The 21,928-nt window shown below is 73.8% G+C and carries 3 protein-coding genes; all 3 read left to right on the forward strand.

Features of this window, described 5'->3' with window-relative positions; all coding sequences use genetic code 11:
* Positions 1-11 precede the first annotated feature (11 nt).
* Positions 12-1,145 (forward strand): OzmP, encoded by a 1,134-nt coding sequence (locus tag ABZ441_RS09495; RefSeq protein ID WP_358970127.1) that lies wholly within the window; start codon positions 12-14, stop codon positions 1,143-1,145.
* Between the two features lie 23 nt (positions 1,146-1,168).
* Positions 1,169-3,808: a beta-ketoacyl synthase N-terminal-like domain-containing protein gene (locus ABZ441_RS09500; RefSeq protein WP_358970128.1), complete on the forward strand. Its 2,640-nt coding sequence runs from the start codon at positions 1,169-1,171 to the stop codon at positions 3,806-3,808.
* A gap of 65 nt (positions 3,809-3,873) precedes the next feature.
* Positions 3,874-21,924, forward strand: coding sequence for an amino acid adenylation domain-containing protein (locus ABZ441_RS09505; RefSeq protein ID WP_358970130.1), 18,051 nt, complete (start codon positions 3,874-3,876; stop codon positions 21,922-21,924).
* Positions 21,925-21,928 lie beyond the last annotated feature (4 nt).

A 21,928-nucleotide genomic window follows, 5' to 3' on the forward strand; every position in this document is an offset into this window, starting at 1 on the left:
CAGGGGGTTCCGTGTCCACTTGTCAGGTCTGTTCACTCAAGGCCGTCCATCCGGGAGTGGTGCTCGACGACCAAGGGGTGTGCAACCTGTGCAACCTGGACTTCGCCGAGGACCTGCTCGTCAACTACCGCTACACCAGTGAGGTGTTCACCCAGTTCCAGCAGGCGCCGTCCGGCACCGGCGAGTACGACTGCCTGTTCATGTACAGCGGCGGCAAGGACAGCACGTACATGCTGGACAAGTTCGTCAACGAGTACGGCAAGCGGGTGCTGGCCTTCACCTTCGACGTCCCCTTCGAGAGCGTGCACGCCGCCCAGAACATCGCGCTGGCCCGGGAGAAGATCCCCGCGACGTTCGTCCTGGACGCCGACGACGACAACATCAAGCTGATGATGCGCGAGGTGTTCAACCGTCCCGCGCCGAAGAAGCCCGGCAAGTACCTCGACGAGAAGCTGCCCTGCGTCTCCTGCCGCACCTTCTTCGTCCTGCGCGCGATCCTCATGGCCTACCGGCAGAAGATTCCCTACATCGCGCTGTGCGCCGACCCGCAGCAGATCCTCACCATGGAGTCCGACGTCCGCAAGATCGTGCGCGACTTCTACAAGACGTTCGGCGAGCGGCTCGTCGACACGCTCTTCGGCGGGCAGCTGGAGGAGCTCCTCTTCGACGACGACGAGAACCTCCCGAAGATCGTCTTTCCGTTCATCGCCATGCGGCACGAGTACGACCCCGACCGCATCGTCGAGGAACTGCGCGCCAAGGGACTGTACGAGTCGTCGCCGATGGAGACGCACTGCACGCTCTTCCCGCTGTTGAACTACTACTCGTTCTCGAACTTCGACTGCATGTTCTACAAGCTCAACGCGGCCAGCCACGTGCGTTCCGTCAAGCGCAACGCCTCCTACGACCGCAACACCTTCAGCATCAAGTTCCCGCGCTCGCTCGACCTCGCCGACGTCGAGGGCCGGCTCGGCAGGGTCGTCAAGGAGATCGCGGCGGGGGAGGGCGACCGCGACGAGCACGAGCGCAGCCTCATCGACCTCTTCCAGCGCATGGACGCCTCCGAGGACGCCGCCCGCTTCGTCGCCCGCAGTTTTCTCGACATGCGATCCGTCGCCGACGACCTCGGCATACGGCTGAGCTGAAACCCGAACAGGAGAACAAGCACATGACGATTTCCGACTCCGACGTCGCCATCATCGGCATGGCCTGCCGCTTCCCGGGCGCCGACTCCGTCGACCGCTTCTGGGACGTCCTGAGCGAAGGACGCGAGACGCTGACCCGGTACACCGACGAGGAACTTCTCGCCGCCGGTGTGCCCGCCGCCCAGCTGGCGGACCCGCGCTACGTGAAGGCCGCCCAGACCATCCCGGGCACCGACCTGTTCGACTCCGGGCTGTTCCAGTTCACCCAGGACGAGGCCGAGATCCTCGACCCGCAGCACCGGATCTTCCTGGAGTGCGCCTTGGAGGCCCTGGAGCGGGCCGGCTACGACCCCGAGCGCACCGACGCCCCCATCGGCGTCTACGCCGGATCCGGCATGAACACCTATCTGCTGCACAACCTGGGCGAGCGCTACCGGGCCGCGTCCTCGGTGGACCACTACCGGCTGATGCTCGCCAACGACAAGGACTTCCTCGCCACCCGGGTGTCGTACAAACTCAACCTGACGGGGCCCAGCATCAGCGTCAACACGGCCTGTTCCACCTCGCTGGTCGCCGTGCACACCGCCTGCCTGGCCCTGCTCGGCGGCGAGTGCGACATGGCCCTGGTCGGGGCGGTCCACCTCAGCCCGCCGGACCGGGGCTACCAGTACCAGGAAGGCATGATCTTCTCGCCCGACGGCCACTGCCGCGCCTTCGACGCCGAGGCCCGCGGCACCGTGATCGGCAGCGGCGCCGGAGCCGTCGTCCTCAAGCGGCTGAAGGAGGCCCTCGCCGACGGCGACTGGATCCACGCCGTCATCAAGGGCTCCGCCATCAACAACGACGGCTCCGCCAAGACCGGTTACACCGCGCCCAGCGTCTCCGGGCAGGCCGCCGTCGTGGCCGACGCACAGGACGTCGCCGACGTCGACCCGGAGACCATCGGCTACGTCGAGGCGCACGGCACCGGCACTCCGCTCGGTGACCCCATCGAGGTCGCCGCGCTCACCGAGGCCTTCCGCGACGGCACGGACCGTACCGGACACTGCGCGCTGGGCTCGGTGAAGACCAACATCGGGCACCTGGACACGGCCGCCGGAATGGCGGGTCTGATCAAGACCGCCCTGATGCTGGAGCACCGCACCCTCGTGCCCAGCCTGCACTTCACCGAGCCCAACCCGGACATCGACTTCGCCGCCGGCCCGTTCTTCGTCAACACGGCGAAGACCGAGTGGACGAGCGAGACGGGACCGCTGCGCGCCGGCGTCAGCTCCTTCGGCATCGGTGGTACAAACGCCCATGTAATCCTCCAGGAGGGCCCGGCCCGCGATCAGGCCCCGAACGAGAGCCGGCCGGAACTGCTGGTCCTCTCCGCCCGCTCCGAGGACGCCCTCGAACAGGCCGCCACCGCTCTCGCCCGTCATCTGCGGGCCCACCCCGGCCTCGACCCGGCCGCCGTCGCCCAGACCCTCGGTCTCGGCCGCCGGGCCCACACCCACCGGCTTGCCCTGGTCGCCGGCAGCACCCGGTCCGCCGCCATGGCCCTCGCCCTCGGCGACGAGGAGCGCGTACGCCGCGGCGTGACCGGACGCGAGCCGAGCGCCCCCGTGCTCGTCCTGACCGGCACCGGCGCCGACCCGGCAGACTCGGCCGAGCTGTACGCGTCGGTACCCGCCTACCGGGACGCCGCCGACGCCTGCGCCGCCGCCGTCGAGCGCCCCGGCGAGGCCGAGGCACTCCTCGCCGAGGACGGTACGGTCGCCGCCTGCTGCCACGAGTACGCCCTCGCCGCCGCCCTCAACGCCTGGGGTCTCGCTCCGGCCGGCCTCGCCGCCACCGGCACGGGTCTCGCCACGGCCGCAGCCCTCGCCGAGGCCCTCCCGCTCGCCGACGCCCTCGCTCTGGCCCGCGGCAGCGGTCCCCACCGCGTGACCCCGCCCCGGCTGCCCGTCGTGTCACCGCGCACCGGCCGCTGGATGACCGAGGACGAGGGCCGCGACCCCGCCGCATGGACCGCCCGCGCCGACGCGACGGCCTCCCTGGACGCCCTGCTCGACGGCACCGGCCGGCACGCGGTCCACCTCACCGCACCGGACGACGGACCCGGCGGCCTCACCCACCTGCTGACCGTCGCCGCCGAACAGTGGGCGCTCGGCGCCGACCTCGACTTCGCCGCGGTGCACACCGGCCGGGACGTCCACCGGGTGCCCCTGCCCACCCACCGCTTCGAGCGACGGCGGCACTGGGTGGAGCCCGGCGACCACAGCGCGCGGACCGAGGCGGCACCGGCCGGCGACCGGCTGATCGCCCGCTTCGATCCGGCCGACCCGCAGCACAACGTCGAACTGATCCGGGACTACACCGCGGACGCGATCGGCAAGGTCCTCGGCGGCCGGCACCTGGCCGTCCTCGACACCAACCTCTTCGACCTCGGTCTGGACTCCCTCGTGCTCATCGAGGTCGTCGCCAAGCTCGGAGAGGAACTGGGCTTCGAGGTCCCGGCCGCCTCCTTCGTCGAGTTCCCCACCATCCGGTCCTTCGTGGACAACCTCGCCGAGCTGATGGGCCTCGCCCCCGGCACGGCCCCCGGCGGCGCCGTCCCGGCCCCGCGCACCTCCCGGCGAGCCCAGCGTGCGGCCGCCCGCCACACCGGCCAGGCCTGATCCCCTCCCGGGCAGCGACACCCCGGCCCGTGCGGCCGACGGAAGACCAGTGAGAGAGAGCAACTGTGGACGACAAGCGAAAGCTGCTGCTGAGCCTGCTGGCCCGGGCCTCCGCCCCGGCCCCGGCGAGCGACGGCGTGGCGATCGTGGGCGTCGCCGGCCGCTACCCGCTGGCCGGGACGCCCGCCGAGCTGTGGGACAACCTGGCCGCGGGACGGCACTGCATCCGGGAGGTGCCCGCCGACCGCTGGGACGCCGACGCACACCACGACCCGGCGGGAGTGCGCGGCAGTTACAGCAAGTGGGCCGGATTCATCGACGACGTCGACAAGTTCGACCCGCTCTTCTTCCAGATATCGCCGGCCGACGCCGAGGCGATGGACCCGCAGGAGCGGCTGTTCCTGCAGACCGCGGCGGCCGTCCTGGACGACGCCGGCCACCCCGCCGCCGAACTGGCGTCCCGGGGCCCGGTCGGTGTCTTCGCCGGCGTCATGAACAACAACTACGAGTGGATGGGCGGCGAGGCCAACGCCCTCGGCGTCCGCACCGACGCGCACTCCAACCACTGGTCGATCGCCAACCGGGTCTCCTACGTCTTCGACTTCACCGGCCCCAGCCTCGCCGTCGACACCGCCTGCTCGGCCTCACTCACCGCGATCCACCTGGCCTGCGAGAGCATCAGGTCGGGGGAGTGCCACACCGCGATCGCCGGCGGTGTCAACCTGATCCTGCACCCCATGCACCTGCGCATGCTGGCCGACCGCGGGATGATCTCGCACGGTGACCGGCTCAGGAGCTTCGGCGCCGACGCCGACGGGTTCGTCGACGGCGAGGGCGTGGGCGCCGTACTGCTGCGGCCCCTGAAGGACGCGATCGCCGACGGCGACCGCATCCTCGGCGTGATCCGTGGATCCGCCATCAACGCCGGTGGCAAGACCGGCGGTTACACCGTGCCGAGCGCGGCCGCGCAGGCCGAGGTGATCCGCGCCGCCCTGCACCGCGCCCAGGCCGACCCGGCAACCGTCGGATACGTGGAGGCCCACGGCACCGGCACCCCGCTCGGCGACCCCGTCGAGATCGCCGGGCTCGTGGAAGCCTTCGGCGGGCGCGTCGACCCGTCCCAGCGGGCCGGAGGGCCGACGGTCTCCGTCGGCTCGGTGAAGTCAAACATCGGCCACCTGGAGTCGGCGGCCGGCGTCGCGGGCCTGACCAAGGTGCTGTTCCAACTGCGCCACCGCACGCTGGCGCCCTCGCTGAACGCCGCCCGGCTCAACCCCGGCATCGACTTCACCACCACGCCCTTCGAGGTGCAGCAGACCCTCAAGCCCTGGGTGCCGGCGGCGGGTGACGGCGACCTTCCGCTGCGCGCGGTCGTCAGCTCCTTCGGCGGCGGCGGCGCCAACGCCTGCCTGGTCGTGGAGGAGTACCGCACACCACCGGCCGAGCCCGTCGCCCCCGACACCGACCAGCTCCTCGTCCTGTCCGCCAAGAGCCAGGACCGGCTGCGCGCGTACGCCGCCGACCTCGCCGCGTTCCTGCGCGGCGCCGCGGGTGCGGAACCCGCGGGCGTGGGCCGGGACGCCCTGGGCGACGCCCAGCGGCTGTGCCTGCGCGTGGCCGCCAAAACCGTCGGCGTGGCCGTCGAGTACCTGGACCTCGGCACCGACCTCGCCGACTGCGGCTTCGGCGTCCCCGAACGCGCCCGCCTCGAGGCGTCGCTGACGGCGGAGCGGGGCGACACCCTGCCCGCGGCGGTGACCACCGCACGGACGCTGGGCGCGATGGCGCAGACGATCGCCGGGAGCGAGGGCGCCCACGGGCCGGCCGGCAACGCCTCGGGAGCCCCGGATGCCCCGGATGCCCCGGGCGAGGCCGGCCCGCGGGCCGACGCCGCCGTCCGGGGAACCACCCGCCCGGCCCAAGGCCCCACCCGCCTCGCCGACATCGCCCGCACTCTTCAGTCCGGCCGCACTCACCACGAGTTCCGGCTTGCCCTGGCCGCCAGCTCGGTCGCCGAGGCGGCCGCGCTGCTGGAGGCGTACGCCGAGGGCACGGCCGACGCCCGGATCGGCACCGGCCGGGCCGCCCGGGCCCGGGTCGTCCTCGCCGGCGCCGAGGGCGACGCCCTCGAGACGGCCCTGACCCGCCGGGACCTGGCGGCGGTGGCCGGACACTGGCTGTCCGGCGCGGACGTCGACTGGTACCGCGTCACCCCCGCCGCGGCCCGCCGGACCGAGCTGCCGACCTACCCCTTCGCCCGCAGGCGCTACTGGATTCCCGAGCCCCCGGCCCGTGTCGCCCCCACACGGCCGACCGGGTCCGAAGACGCCGCCGCGGAGCAACTCCCGGACTTCTACCGTCCTGTGTGGGTGCGCGAGGACGCACAGACCCCCGGACCGGCCCCGCGCATGGGCCGCGTCCTCGTCCTGGTGACCGAGGCTTCCGCCTGGCTCGGCGAGGCGGTCACGGCTCGCGTCCCCGAGAGCCGAGTGGAGTCGGTCCGCATCGACCGACTTCCCCCGTCCGCCTGGCTGGGGCAGGCCGACGGCGCCGACCTGGTGCTCCACCTCGGCGGCGTCGGCGCCGGAATCGCCGAGGGCCTGGGCGCCGACAAGGCCGCCGAGCAACTGCGCACGGGCTCCCTCTCCCTGTTCCGTCTGGTCCGCTCGACCAGCGCCGCACGCGTCCTCGTGGTGACCAGCGACGTCCACCCGGTCGCGGGCGGCACCGCAGCCAACCCCTTCGCCGCGGGCATGCACGGCCTGCTCCAGGTGGTGGCCAAGGAGCGCCCCGAGCTCCAGGTCGGCGCCCTGGACTTCGCCTCCGCCGACCTCGCGGACGAGGACGCGACCGACACCCTGACCGACGCGATCCTGGCTGCGCCCGCCGACGCCACCGGCCGCACCGTCGTCCTGCGCGGCGGGATCCGCTACGTCCGCCGCCTCGGCCGCGTCACCCTCCCCGCGTCCGGCCCCGTCTTCAGGGACGGCGGCGTCTACCTGCTCGTCGGCGGCACCGGCGGCATCGCACAGGAACTCAGCCGCCACCTCGCCGAGCGCCACCGGGCCCGGCTGGTGTGGTTCAGCCGCGGCGACCTCGGCACCGAACAGCGCGCCGCCGCCGAGCGGATCCGCGCCCTCGGCGGCGACGTCGCCCACGTCCGCGGCGACGCCTGCGCCACCGCCGACCTCGCCGCCGCCGTCGCCGAGGCGCACCGCCGCTTCGGCGCCCTGCACGGAGTCGTGCACGCCGCGATGGTGTTCGACAACCACGCCCTCGCCGATCTCGACGAGGAGACCTTCACCGCCGCCACCCGGGTCAAGACTGAGGGCGCCGCCGCGCTCGCCGCCGCTGTCGAGGGCGAGGACCTGGACTTCCTGGTCTACTTCTCCTCCGCCGGCTCCTTCGGCAGCTTCGCCGGCAACGGCGCCTACATCTGCGCCTCCGCCACGGAGGACGCCTACGCGCTGTTCCTGCGCGACCGGCTGCCGTTTCCGGTGACCGTCGTCAACCAGGGCTACTGGGGCATGGTCGGATCCGGCGCCGAGCCCGGGCTCGCCGACATCTTCACCGGGCTCGGCATCCAGGGCTTCAGCCCCGCCGCGGGCATCGCCGCCGTCGACCGCATCCTCGGCAGCGGGCTGCCGCAGGTCATGCCGATCCGCGCCGGGCGCAGGGCCCTGGAAGCCATGGGCCACGACCCGGACCTGGACGGCGAGGTCCTCGGCGACGGCCACCCGGCCGCCCTGGCCTCCGCGGCCGGACGGCTCGGCACCGGTACCGCCGCCCCGGCCGCCCGCCGCGTCCTCACCGGATACGAGGAGCTGGAGGCCGTCTCCGCGCCCATGCTGCTCGGCGTCTACCAGCGGATGGGAGCCTTCCGGCACGCGGGTGAACGGCACGGTGCCGAGGCGCTGCGCGGCAGTCTCGGCATCCTCGACCGCTTCCGGCGGCTGCACGAGGCGCTGCTCAACATCCTGGCCGACGCCGGATTCCTGACCCGCGACGGGGACCAGGTCGGCACCACCCCCGCGGTCGGCGCCGTCGACGCCGACGAGCACGCGGGCCGCTGGGAGGCGGAGTTCGACAGGATCGCGGCGGCCTACCCGGACATCGAGCCGACCGTCACCCTCAACCGCCTGTTCCTCCAGGCGTACCCGCGCATTCTGCGCGGCGAGGTGGGCGCCACCGAGATCATGTTCCCCGGCTCCTCGATGAAGCTGGTGCAGAACTTCTACAAGGGCAACCCGCTCACCGACTCCTTCAACCTCGTGGTCCGCGACACGGTCCGCGACTTCCTCGACCTGCGCCTGCCCCAGCTGCCGCGCGGCCGCACGGTCGAGGTCGTGGAACTGGGCGCCGGCACCGGCGCGACCAGCGAACGGGTGCTGCCCGCCCTGGCCGCGCACCCGGGACGCGTCGGGTACACCTTCACCGACATCTCGCCGCGTTTCCTGGAACACGGCCGGGAACGGTTCGCCGAACGCTACGACTTCGCCCGCTTCCAGGTACTGAACCTCGAACGCGGCCTGACGGAGCAGGGGTTCGAGCAGGCCTGCGCCGACCTCGTCGTCGCCACGAACGTCGTCCACGCCACCAGCGACCTGCGGGCCACCCTGCGCAGGGCCAAGGCCCTGCTGCGTCCCGGCGGCTGGCTGGTCCTCAACGAACTGACCGCCGTACGGCCGCTGCTGACCATCGGCGGTGGTGTCCTGGAGGGCTGGTGGGCCTTCGAGGACGCACACCTGCGTATGCCGGACTCCCCGCTCGCCTCCCCGGAGGGCTGGACCCGGCTCCTGCACGAGGAGGGATACACCCCGGTCCACGCGCTGGGTGCCGGAGACCCGGCGCTCGGCCAGACCGTCCTGGTGGCGGAGAGCGACGGGGTCCTGCTGAGCGCCCCGAAGCCCACGGCGGGCCCGGCCACCTCCATCCCGGTCACCTCCATCCCGGTCACCTCCACCCACGCCCTCACCGAGCGCCTGCGCGCCCTCGTCGAGCGGGTGCTCAAACTGGACGAGGGCATCGACCCCGACCGCCCGTTGGCCGACTACGGCTTCGACTCGCTCAGCGGCATGAAGATCGTCGCCGCCGTGGACGAGGAGTTCGGTGTCGCCGTACCGCTCGGCGACTTCTTCGAGCGGCCGACCCTCCGTGAGCTGACCGCCCACCTGGCCGCCAACTCGCTCGCAGGCGTGGCCGCCGGACCCGCGCTCCCCGAAGCGCCCGGTGCGGTCGCCCCGCAACCGGCCGCACCCGCCCCGGCCACTGCCGTCCCCGCTGCCTCCTCCCCGGCGGCCGAGGCCGCGGCCCGCGTCCTGCGCCCGCGCACCGAGGGCGAGGAGAGCCGCCACCCCCTGTCCGCGGGCCAGCGCTCCCTCTGGGTGATCGAACAGATCGCACCCGGTACCTACGCCTACAACCTGCCTCTCGCCCTCTGGCTCGACCGCGGCCTCGACGTGCTCGCCCTGCGGGCCGTCCTGCAGGACCTCATCGACCGGCACGCCGAGCTGCGGGCCACCGTCCACGCCGGCGAGGAGGGGCCGTACGCCCGGATCGAGTCCGAGCCCGAACTCCCCTTCCAGCAGGTCTTCCTGACCGCCAGGAGCGACGCCGAGCTGCGGGACCGGATGCGCGCCGAGCTGCGCCGCCCCTTCGAGCTCACCGCCGGCCCTCTCGTCCGCGCCACCCTCTACACCCTGGGTGACGGCCGCAACGCGCTGCTACTGACCTTCCACCACCTGGTCTTCGACGGCGTCTCCATCGCCGTGCTCCTGCGTGAGCTGGAGCGCGGCTACCACGCGCTCCTCGCCGGCCGTGTCCTCCCCGCCGAGCGCCCCGCCCGCAGCTACGCCGACTTCACCGACAGGCAGCGCGAGATGCTCACCGGCGCCGAGGGCCGACGGCTGCGCGCGTACTGGACCGAACGGCTGCGCGGGCGCAGGACCACCGTGCCGCTGCCGCTGGACCGGCCCCGCCCGGCCGTGCCGGGCTTCCACGGGGAGAGCCTGGACGGACACATACCCGCCCCGGTCGCCGACCGGGCCCGCGCGCTCGCCGGCACGGAGCAGACGTCGCTGTTCGGGGTCGTCCTCGCGGCCTGGTTCACGGTGCTGCACCGCTACAGCGACCAGGCCGACATCGCCGTGGGCACGCCGACGGCCGGACGTGGGACGAGCGGCTTCGACGACACGCTCGGCTACTTCATGAACATGGTGGTCCTGGCCGAACGCGTCGACGGCGCCGAGGCGTTCCGCGGCCTGGTACGCCGTGTCCACCGCACCGTGCTGGATGCCCTGGAACACAGCGCGTATCCGCTGATCACCCTGGCAGACGACCTCCGCCGCGAGGATCCCGGCGCCGGGGCCCCCTTCAACGTCGCGTTCTACTTCCAGAACTGGGCCCGTACCGCCCGCCGCGACGCGTCCGGCGGCACCGTGGTGCTCGGCCCGGTCGAAGGCGTGCACCAGGAGGGCGAGTTCGACCTGACCCTGGAGGTCGTCGAGCAGGAACAGGGCTGCCGCTACACGCTCAAGTACGACCCCGACCTCTTCGACGAGGAGACCGTCGCCCGCCTCGGCACCCACTTCACCACCCTCCTCGCCTCCGCCGTCGAAGGACCCGGCACCCCGGTGGCCGACCTGGAGCTGCTCACCGGAGACGAGCGGGCCCGGATCACCGCGCCCGCCCCCGCCGACTACCCGGCCGAGACCCTGGTCGGGGAGCTGGTGCGACGGCAGGCCGACCACCGGCCCGACGCGGTCGCAGTCCGCCACGCCGGCACCGAACTGACCTACCGCACACTCATGGAGCGCGCGGACGCCCTCGCCGCCCGGCTCATCGCCGCCGGAGCGGGCCGCGGCCGTACCGTCGGGGTGCTGCTCCCGCGAGACCAGGACCTGCCGGTGGCACTCCTCGCCGTGCAGGCCTCGGGCGCCGCCTACGTACCGCTCGACCCCGCCTACCCACATGACCGGCTCGCCTACATGGCCGAGGACGCCGGGCTGCACCTGCTGCTCACCCACTCCACCTCCGCCGTCGGCCTCACGTCTGTGCCCCGGCTGTTCGTCGACACAACCGAGCAGCCGCCCGCGCTGCCCTCGCCCGGCCCGGCAGGCCCGTCCGACGCCGCGTACGTCATCTACACCTCCGGCTCCACCGGCCGGCCCAAGGGCGTCCGGGTGCCGCACCGCGCGCTGACCAACTTCCTGTGGTCGATGGCCCGCGAGCCCGGCTTCGGCCCCGGCGACACCCTGCTGGCCCTCACGACCGTCTGCTTCGACATCTCCGGCCTGGAGCTCTACCTGCCGCTGGTCACCGGGGGCACGGTGGAGCTGCTCTCCTCCGAGGACGCCCGCGACGGGCTGCGGCTGCGCGAGGCCGTCGAACGGGCCCGCCCCACCGTCATGCAGGCCACCCCGGCCACCTGGAGCATGCTGCTGGCCGCCGGCTGGCAGGGCGACCCCGCGCTCAAGGTGCTGTGCGGCGGCGAGGCGCTGCCCGCCGACCTGGCCGAGGCACTCCTCGCGGGCAACGGGCAGGTGTGGAACCTCTACGGCCCCACCGAGACCACCATCTGGTCGGCGGTGAGCCGCCTCGCCCCGGGGGGCCGGGTCACCCTGGGGGCCCCGGTCGCCAACACCGCGCTCCACGTCCTCGACAGCGCGCGCAGACCTGTCCCCACCGGCGTCTTTGGGGAGTTGTACATCGGCGGTGACGGCGTGGCCGACGGCTACCTCGGCCGCCCCGACCTGACCGCCGAGCGCTTCCTGCCCGATCCGTACGCGGCGCGCGCCGAGGCCCGCATGTACCGCACCGGCGACCTCGTACGGCGGCTCGCCGACGGCACGATCGAATACCTCGGCCGGCTCGACTCCCAGGTCAAGGTGCGTGGCTACCGGATCGAACTGGAGGAGGTCGAGTCGACCCTGCGCCGGCTCGACGGCGTCCGGGAGGCCGTCGTCGTGGCACGGGGACAGGCAGCGGGCTCGCACACGCTGCTCGCCTGCTACGTCCTCGAGGACGGCGCCACCGAGCCGGACCGCGAGCAGCTCGCGGCCTGGCTGCCGGAGCACATGTTGCCCGACGCCCTGGTCCGGGTGACCGGCTTCCCGCGCACCCTGAACGGGAAGACCGACCGCACCACGCTGGCCGCGCTGCCCCTGGCCGACCTGCGTGCCCGCTTCGGCACCGGGGCCGCACCCGGCCCCGGCGCTCCGGCAGGAGCCGCCGACGGCCGGACGGAGGGCCTCGTCGCCGAACTGGCGCACATGGTCGCCGCCCTGACCGACCTGCGCCCCGAGGACATCGGCGCACACACGCCGCTCGGCGAGACCGGCATGAACTCCGTCAGCTTCACCGCCCTCAGCGCCGAGCTCCGCAAGGTGTTCGGCATCACCGAGTACCCGACGCTCTTCTACCGCCGGGGCACCCTGCACGCGCTCGCCGAGCACCTGTGGGAGCATCACGCGAATCCGCTGACGGCCCACTTCGGCAACACCCCGCAGGCGCTCGACACCGAGCGGGACGCTCCGGCCGGGACCGTGGCCGCGGCAGTAGTCGCCGGATCCGGGACGTCCGGGGCTCCTGCCGGGGCCGGGACCCCGGTGGCCCCCGCCGGCGGTGAGGTCGCCGTCATCGGTATGGCCGGGCGACTGCCCGGCTCCATGGACCTCAGGGAGTTCTGGGACCACCTTGCCGCCGGCGACGACCTGGTCGGTGAGATCCCCGCCGACCGCTGGAACTGGCGCGACCACCCCCGCTCCCGCTCCCGCTGGGGCGGCTTCGCCCCGGACGTGGACCGGTTCGACGCCGCGTTCTTCGGCATCTCTCCCCGGGAGGCCGAACTGATGGACCCGCAGCAGCGACTGCTGCTCGAAACGGTCTGGCAGGCTGTCGAGGACGCCGGCTACCGCCCCTCGGAGCTGGCCGGGAAGCGGGTCGGTGTGTTCATCGCCGTCACCAACTCCGACTACCACGAGGTGCAGCGGGCCGCCGGACGCGCCACCGAGGGCCACACCCTCACCGGCGCCGCCCTGTCGATCGTCCCGAACCGGGTGTCGTACCTGCTCGACCTGCGGGGCCCCAGCATCGCGGTCGACACCGCCTGCTCCGGCTCCCTCACCGCTGTCCACCAGGCCTGCGCCGCCCTGCGCGACGGCACCTGCGACCTGGCCGTCGCGGGCGGAGTCAGCCTCATCCTGGCCCCGGGCGTGTACGAGGCGCTCAGCCAGGGGGAGATGCTCAGTCCCGACGGCCGCTGCAAGGCCTTCGACAGCCGCGCCGACGGCTATGTGCGCGGCGAGGGCGCAGGCGTCGTCCTGCTCAAGCCGCACGAGCGGGCCGAGCACGACGGCGACGCCGTACACGCCGTCATCAAGGCCGCCGCGCTCAACCACGGCGGCCGGACCACCTCGCTCACCGCCCCCAACCCGGAGGCCCAGGCCGACCTGCTGGTGGAGGCCTATCAGGCCGCAGGTGTCCACCCGGACACCGTCGGCTACATCGAGGCGCACGGCACCGGCACCGCCCTGGGCGACCCGATCGAGACCACGGGCCTGAGCACCGCCTTCCGGCGGCTGCGGGCGGGGGAGGACGCACCCGGCGGATCCGCTCCGTGCGCCATCGGCTCGGTCAAGACGAACATCGGCCACCTGGAGGCCGCGGCCGGTATCGCCGGACTCTTCAAGGTGATCCTGTCGATGCGGCACGGCACCATCCCGGCCAGCCTGCACTTCCGCGAGCCGAACCCCTACCTGGAACTCGACGGCGGCCCCTTCGAGGTCGCCGCCACCGCCCGGCCCTGGCAGCGTGCCCGGGACGCCCACGGAGCCGAACTGCCCCGCCGGGGCGGCGTCAGCTCCTTCGGCTTCGGCGGGGCGGGCGCGCACATCGTGATGGAGGAACCACCCATGCCGGACATCCGCGACGAGCCCTCGGCCCAGCAGGTCTTCGTGCTCTCGGCCCGCGACGGCGACGCCCTCCGACGCTCGGCCGCCCGGCTGGCCGACTACCTCGGGCGCCAGGACGTCCCGGCCGCGGACCTCGCCCACACCCTGCAGACGGGCCGGGAGCCGATGCCGCACCGGCTCGCCTGCGTAGCCGACGGCACCGCGGCCCTGCGCGCCGAGCTCACCGCGTACCTGGCCGGGCGCCCCTCCGCCGTACGCACCGCCCAGGTGACGGCCGCCCGCACGGGCGCCCCCGCCTCCCCGGACCGGCGCGACCTCCAGGCCGTGGCGGCCGCCTGGCTGCACGGCACCGACATCGACTGGCGGACCCTGCACGAGGGCGCCACCCGGCGTCGCGTCCACCTGCCGGCCTACCCGTTCGCAGGCCCCCGGCACTGGGTCGCCCCCGTAGAGCGCCTTGCGGAGCCCGGCCCCCGTCTGCACCCCACCCTCCTGGACGCCAACGTCTCCACCTTCGGCGAGCAGCGGTTCGCCAAGACGCTGACGGGCGAGGAGTTCTTCCTGCGCGACCACGTCGTCGGCGGCGACCTGGTGCTGCCCGGCGTGGCCTACCTGGAGATGGGCCGCCTGTCGGGCGAACTCGCCGCCGGGGGAGCCGAGGTGCGCGGCGTCGACGACCTGGTGTGGGCGGCGCCGGTCCGGCTCGCCTCCGGCCGTACCGGGCACCCGCTGGTGGTCCGTGTCACAGGCGACCGCTCCCGCGCGAGCTTCGAGGTGCGCGGCACCGCCGAGGACGCGCCGGTACACGCCGCCGGCACCCTGCGCTTCGACGACCCCGGTTCCCCGCCCGCCCCCATCGCCCTGGCAGACGTACGCGCCCGCTGCACCCGCGTCCAGCCGGGGGCCGACTGCTACGAAGGGTTCGTCCGGCTCGGTTTCGCCTACGGTCCCGCCTTCCGGGTCATCGAGGAGATCGCCGAGGGCCCCGGGGAGGCGCTGGCGACCCTGCGCCTGCCGGAGGCGCAGCGCGCGGACGCCGGTGCGTACTCCTTCCACCCCTCGCTGCTGGACGCCGCCCTGCAGACCGCGGGCCGGCTGGTCCAGGGTGCCGGGGACCCGGCGGGCCCGGCACCGTACCTGCCGTTCTCCCTGGGCGCGGTCCGGCTGTACGCACCGCTGCCCGAGCGGGGCTACGCGTACGCCACCCCGGCCCGGCGCCCCGCCCCGGGCGGCTCGCTCGCCTTCGACGTCACCCTGCTCGACGAGAACGGGCAGGTGGCCGCCGCGCTGGAGTCCTTCACACTGAGGTCGCTGCGCCCGACGGACGCGGACACACCGCCCGCGCCCGGGATCCAGGTCGTGCCCGCCGACGACGTCGTCCACGCCTTCGAGCCCGTCTGGGAGGACGCGCCCGCTCCGCACGGCGAACTCCCCGCAGCCGCACGGGTCCTGCTGTTCGCCACCCCCTCCGCCGACGCCACCGACGTGGCCGTCGCCCTCACGGCGACGGGGGCCGAAGTCCGCAGCGTCCCGCTCCGCGACCGCTTCGATGCCGAGGCCGCTGTACGCGCCGCCGGAGACGGCCCCGTCCACGTCGTCCACCTGGCCGGACAGGACCGCACCACCCGGGACTCCGTGGAGCACGGCTTCCACGCTGCCCTGAGCTTCCTGCGGACCTGGCAGCGCGAGCGCCGCGACGCGCTGCGCTACCTGTACGTCCACCCCGAGCCGGCCCCGTCGCCCGCCCAGCCGGCGATGGCTGCCTTCGCCCGCACCGTGCGCCTGGAGCAACCGTCGGTCGCCCTCGGCGTCCTGGCCCTCGCTCCGGGCCGCCCCCTCGCCGAGACCGTCGTCGCCGAACTCGGCACGGACGGCGGGCCCGAGGTCCGCACGGACGCGGACGGCCGGGCCCGCCGCGCCTGGCGGCAGGTGACCCTCCCGGCCGCGCCGGCCGCCGCGTTCACCGGTACCGGAGCGCACATCGTCACCGGCGGCACCGGTGCTCTGGGCCTGCTCGTCGCCGAGCACATCGCCGCCGCACGGCGGGCCGCAGGTGTCACCGGCGGCGGGATCGTGCTCGCCGCGCGCACCGCCCCCGGCCCCGGGACCAGGGCCCGCGCCGAAGCCGTCGGCGCCCGGGTCGTCGTCGCCGACGTCACCGACCCGGCCGCCGTACGCGACCTGGTGGCAGAGGCCCGCCGGGCGCACGGCTCGGTCAGCGGCGTCGTGCACGCGGCCGGCGCTCTCAGGGACGGGCTCATACGCACCAAGCAGCGTGTGGACGCCGACGCCGTACTCTCCGCCAAGGTGCACGGCACCGTGCTGCTCGACGAGGCGACCGCGGACGAACCGCTGGACTACTTCGTCGCGTTCTCCTCGGCGGCCGCGGCCTTCGGCAACACCGGCCAGAGCGACTACGCCTTCGCCAACGCCTTCCTCGACCACTTCGCCGAGGAGCGAGAGCGGCGCCGCCGGGAAGGCGCCCGGCACGGCCGCACCCTCGCGGCCGCCTGGCCGGTCTGGGCCGACGGCGGAATGCGCGTCGACGCCGACGCCGAGGCCTACATGGAGCGCGTGCTCGGCATGCGCCCCCTGCGCACCGCCCCAGCCCTGCAGGCCCTGGCACGCGCCCTCGCCCACACCGCGCCGCGCCTCCTCCTGGCCGCCGGCGACCCCGACCGCATCCTCCAGGCCCTCGAAGGAGCCGAGCCGCACAAGGACGAGTCCGGCAGTGCCGTGCCCGGAGCGCACGAGCGCGCCGAGGAACTCGTCCTGCGGCTGCTCGCCGAGGAGCTGAAGCTGCCCGAGGCGGAGATCGCCGTCGCCGAGCCCTTCGACCGGTACGGCGTGGACTCACTCATCACCATGAGCCTCATCCGCCGCCTGGAGGAACACCTCGGCCCGCTGTCGAAGACCCTGCTCTTCGAGTACGTGACGGTGGGCGACCTCGCCGGGCACCTGGCCGGGGCCCACCCCGGCGCGTTCCCGGCCGCCCCCACGGCGACCGTGCTTCCGGCGACGCCGGCCGAGCCGGTCGCCCCCGCCCCGCAGGACGACGCCATCGCCATCATCGGCGTCGCGGGACGCTACCCCCAGGCCGACGACGTCACCGAGTTCTGGCGCAACCTGCGCGCCGGCCGGGACAGCGTGGAGGAGGTCCCCGCCGACCGTTGGGACCACGGCCTGTTCTACGACCCGGACAAGTCCGCCACAGGAAAGACCTACGGCAAGTGGGGCGGCTTCGTACCCGGCGCCGACCGCTTCGACCCGCTGTTCTTCCGGATGTCGCAGATCGAGGCGGAGCACACCGACCCGCAGGAGCGGGTGTTCCTCGAGACCGTCTGGCATCTGCTGGAGGACGCCGGATACACCCGCGAACAGTTGCGCGGCGCCCGCACCGGCGTGTTCGTCGGCATGATGTACGGGCACTACCAGCTGTACGGCGTCCAGGAGGCGCTGCGGGGTGAGGGCTTCGCGACCTCCTCGTCGTACGCCTCGGTGGCCAACCGTGTGTCGTACTTCTTCGACTTCACCGGCCCCAGCATGGGCCTCGACACCATGTGCTCCTCCTCACTGGTCACCATCCACCAGGCATGCCTCGCCATTCGCAACGGCGACTGCGACGTCGCCGTGGCCGGCGGGGTCAACATCTCCAGCCACCCGGTGAAGCTCCTTCAGCTCGCCCAGCGCGGCTTCCTCGCCGAGGACGGGCGCTGCCGCAGCTTCGGTGAGGGCGGCACCGGATACGTGCCCGCCGAGGGATCGGGCGCCGTTCTGCTCAAGCGCCTGGACGCGGCACGCGCCGACGGCGACCGCATCCTCGCCGTGGTCAAGGCGTCCGCCGTCAACCACGGCGGGGCAGGAGCCGGTTACAGCGTCCCCAACCCCAAGGCCCAGGGCGACCTCGTGCGTACGGCGCTGGAGCGGGGCGGACTCGCGCCCGCCGATCTCGACTACCTGGAGGCACACGGCACCGGCACCGCACTCGGCGACCCGGTGGAGATCACCGGAATGCTGAGGGCCTTCGGTGAGGAGCCGCCCGAGCGGCTGCCCATCGGCTCGGTCAAGTCGAACATCGGGCACGCCGAGTCGGCCGCCGGCATCGCCGCGATCACCAAGGTGCTGCTCCAGATGCGGCACGGCGAGCTGGTGCCGTCCCTGCACGCGGACCGCCTCAACCCGAACATCGACTTCACGGCGATCCCGTTCGAGGTGCAGCGCGAGCATGCCCCCTGGCCCCGCCGCGTCCTCGCGAACGGCGGGGAACGGCCGAGGACTGCGGGCGTGAGCTCCTTCGGCGCGGGCGGCACGAACGCCCACATCATCCTGCAGGAGTACGTCGGCGACGGTGACGGTGCCGGAGCTGCCCCGGCCGGACCCCAGCTGGCGGTCCTCTCCGCGCGGGACGCGGCCCGACTGGCCGCGCAGGCCCGGCGGCTCGCCGGTCACCTGCGCGCCGAGGACGCAGCCGCGACCCCCGCGCAGGTCGCCTGGACCCTGCAGACGGGCCGGGAGGCGATGGCCCACCGGCTGGCGGTGCTCTTCCGCGACCTGCCCGAACTCTGTGCCCGACTCGACGAGTTCGCCGCAGGCGCCACCCCGGCCGACAGCTGGACCGGCGTGGTCGACCCGCGCCGGCCCGCCGCGGGCGAGCGGCTCCCCGCCGACCCCGCCGCGTACGCCACCGCCTGGACCGGCGGACAGCGGGTGGACTGGCCCGCCCTGCACCCCGGCGGCAGGCCCGCCCGGGTGGCGCTGCCCGGCTACCCCTTCGACGGCGACCGGGTCTGGCTGGCCGCGGCGGACGCCGAGCTGGCGGCACTCGGCGCCGGGCGTGACGCCTTCGCCGCCGGGCGTGATCTGCCGGGTGGCGGCCGGAGCGCGCACGCCGAGCACGACGACGCGTCAGGTGCCGGCCCCGACACCCCCGCCGCCCGACGTGACCACGAAGGACTGTTGCTGGCCCGGACGTGGCACCCCGCCCCGCCCGCGCCCCGTTCGGCGCCGCCCGCCCTGACCGCCGTACTCGCCGCACCCGGTACCGAGGCGCTGGCTGCCCGGCTCGCCGCGGTGCTGCCGGCCGTCGAGGTGCTCACCACCGACCTGATCGACGCCGAACTCGCCGACACCGGCACCCGCTGGGACCGCTTCGACGCCGTCGTCGACCTGGCGGGCTGCACCGGGCCCGTGCTGCCGCCCACACACGCCGCGCTGCCCTCCTGGCTGCGCTGGCTCCAGCACCTGGTCGACCTCGGCCGCCGCGACCTGCGCGCCCTGCTCGTCTCGCGCGGCGCGCCCGCCCTCGGCGGAGCGGCCCGGGTGGGCCTGTACCGGATGCTGCAGAGCGAGTACCGCCACGTCCGCTCCCGCCATGTGGAGATCGACCGCGCCGTGACCGACGAGCAGGTGTGCCACTGGGTCGCCGAGGAGCTGTCCGCCGACGGCGAGCCCGCCGAGGTCGCCTACCGCGGGGGAGTACGCCACCTGGCGACGCTCGCCGAGGCTCCGCGGACGCCGGGCACCGGCCTCAGCTTCCCGGCGGACCACGTGCTGTGGGTGACCGGCGGCACGCGTGGCCTCGGGCTGCTCACCGCGTGCCACTTCGTCGCCCGGCACGGCGTGCGCAAGCTGGTCCTCACCGGCCGCGAGGAGTTGCCGCCACGCGCGGAGTGGGCGGCGCACATCGCCGAGGACGGCCCGCTGGGCCGCAAGCTGCGCCCGCTGGCCGACCTGGCCGCCCAGGGTGTCGAACTCGAGGCCGTCGCCGTTCCGCTGGACGAGAAGGAGGCGCTCGCCAAGGTCCTCGCCGACGTCAGGCTGCGGCTCGGCCCGATCGGCGGCGTGATCCACAGTGCGGGCTTCACCGACTTCGGGAATCCGGCGTTCGTCCGCAAGCCGCAGACCGGCATCGCACGGGTCCTCGCACCGAAGGTGTTCGGGCTGGACGCCATGCTGGAGTGCTTCCGGGACGAGCCGCTCGGCCTGTTCGTGCTGTACTCGTCGGTCGCCGCCGCCGTCCCCGCCCTCGCGGTCGGCCAGAGCGACTACGCGATGGCCAACGCCTACCTGGACGCCGTGGCCGAGGCCCGCCCGTACGGCTTGCCCCTGGTCAGCGTGCAGTGGCCGAGCTGGAAGGACACCGGTATGGGGGAGGCCCGCAGCGCCGCCTACCAGGCCTCCGGCCTCGCCTCGCTCACCGACGCTCAGGGGCTGGCCCTGCTCGACCGCGCGTTGGAGAGCGGCGCCCGGGTCGTGATGCCCGTACTGCCGCGCTCCGGCGCCGAGTTCAGTGCCGAGCGGCTGACGGCAAGGCGCCTGGAGGCCTCGCCTGCCGCACCGGCCACCGCACCGCGACCGGTTGCCGACGCGGGCGCGGAGGTGGGTGCTGCCGTCGAGGCGGTCTCCTCCTGGCTGCTCGACCAGCTCGCGACGGAACTGCGCTTCGACCGCGCCAAACTGGCCGGGGACGTTCCGGTCCATGACTACGGCATGGACTCGATCATGGTCTCCCAGCTCGTCCAGACCGTCGCCCGGCGACTGGACGTCTCGGTCGACCCGTCGGCCCTGCTGGAACACCCGACGGTGGACGACTTCGCGGCGTACCTCGGCGAGGAGCACCGGACCGAGCTGCTCGGGGAGTTCGGCACCACGGCTCCGGGGACCGAGGCACGGCCGGGGTCCGCGGGACCGTCGGAATCCGCGGGACCGTCGGAATCCGCGGCACCGTCGGGATCCCCGGCCCCGTCGGGATCCCCGGCCCCGGCATCCGCCTGGGCCTTCGACACACCCGCCACCGTCGACCGGCAAGGCACCACATCCCACACCCCTGACCCACGAGCCGGCGCCGTCGCGGTGATCGGCCTCTCCTGCCGCTTCCCCGACGCCGACTCCGCCGACGCCTACTGGGAGCTGCTGCGGGAGGGCCGTACGGCTCTGCGTCCCGTCCCGGACTCCCGCTTCGGCCGCTCCCTCGGTTTCCACGCAGGGCTGCTGCCGGAAGTGCTGCGGTTCGCGCCCGAGCGGTTCCTGCTGTCACAGCCGGACGTCGAGGCGATGGATCCGCAGGCGCTGCTGCTGTTGGAAGAGGTCGACAGGGCCGTACACCACGCCGGTTACCACCCGGCGGACCTCAAGGGCCGCCGCGTCGGCGTGTACGTCGGCGGCCGTGCCACCCACACCCCCGACCCGGCGGCCCTTGAGCGGGCCAAGAACCCGGTCGTGGTCACCGGCCAGAACTATCTCGCGGCCAACATCTCCCAGTTCTTCGACTTCCAGGGCCCGAGCCTGGTGGTGGACACGGCGTGCTCCTCCGCTCTGGTCGCGATGGACATGGCAGTACAGGCACTGCGTACCGGTTCCGTCGAGTCGGCCGTCGTCGCCGGTGTGAGCCTGCTCGCGGACGACCGGGCGCACCAGGTGTTCGGGCAGCGCGGACTGCTCAACCCGGGAGCGGAGTTCCACGCGTTCGACGGCAGGGCGGCCGGCCTGGTGCTCGGTGAGGGCGTCGGCGTCGTCGTCCTCAAGCCGCTGGCCCGGGCCCAGGCGGACGGTGACCGGGTGCTCGCCGTACTGGAGGGCATCGCGATCAACAACGACGGCCGCACCGCCGGCCCCGCCACACCCAACCTGCGCGCCCAGAAGGACGTGATGGCCGAGGCGCTGGCGCTCAGCGGCCGCGCGCCGCAGGACGTCGGCTGGGTGGAGACCAACGCCTCCGGCTCGACCGTCACCGACCTGCTCGAACTGAAGGCGATCGAGAGTGTCTACGGCGCCGGCCCGGCCCGCCCCTCGCGGCTCGCGCTCGGATCGGTGAAGCCGAACATCGGTCATCCGCTGGCCGCGGAGGGCATAGCCGCGTTCATCAAGGTGGCCCTGATGCTGCACCACCGACAGCAGGTGCCGTTCCTCTCCGGTCAGCAGCCCCTGCCGCACTTCGACCTGGACGCCTCCGCGATGTACTTCCCGAGGGAGGTCCACCCGTGGCCCGCGGGCGCGGACCGGGCCGCGCTCAACTGCTTCGCCGACGGCGGCACCAACGCGCACCTGCTGCTCGCCCCGGCCCCGGAGGGCCACCGCGCCGCTCGGGCACCGCTGGCGCAGCCCTCGCCACAACGCACGGTCGTCATCCGGAGCACCGCCTCCGAAGCGCCCGGCGCACCTGCCCGGCCGGCGGCGGCCGGCCTGTTCTGGGACACGTACCGGTGACCGC

This window comes from Streptomyces sp. NPDC005752 (assembly GCF_040630715.1).
GTDB lineage: Bacteria > Actinomycetota > Actinomycetes > Streptomycetales > Streptomycetaceae > Streptomyces.

Excerpts from the sequence above, each read along its gene's own strand:
- ABZ441_RS09500 (WP_358970128.1), top strand. The coding sequence starts at position 1,169 with ATGACGATTTCCGACTCCGACGTCGCCATCATCGGCATGGCCTGCCGC.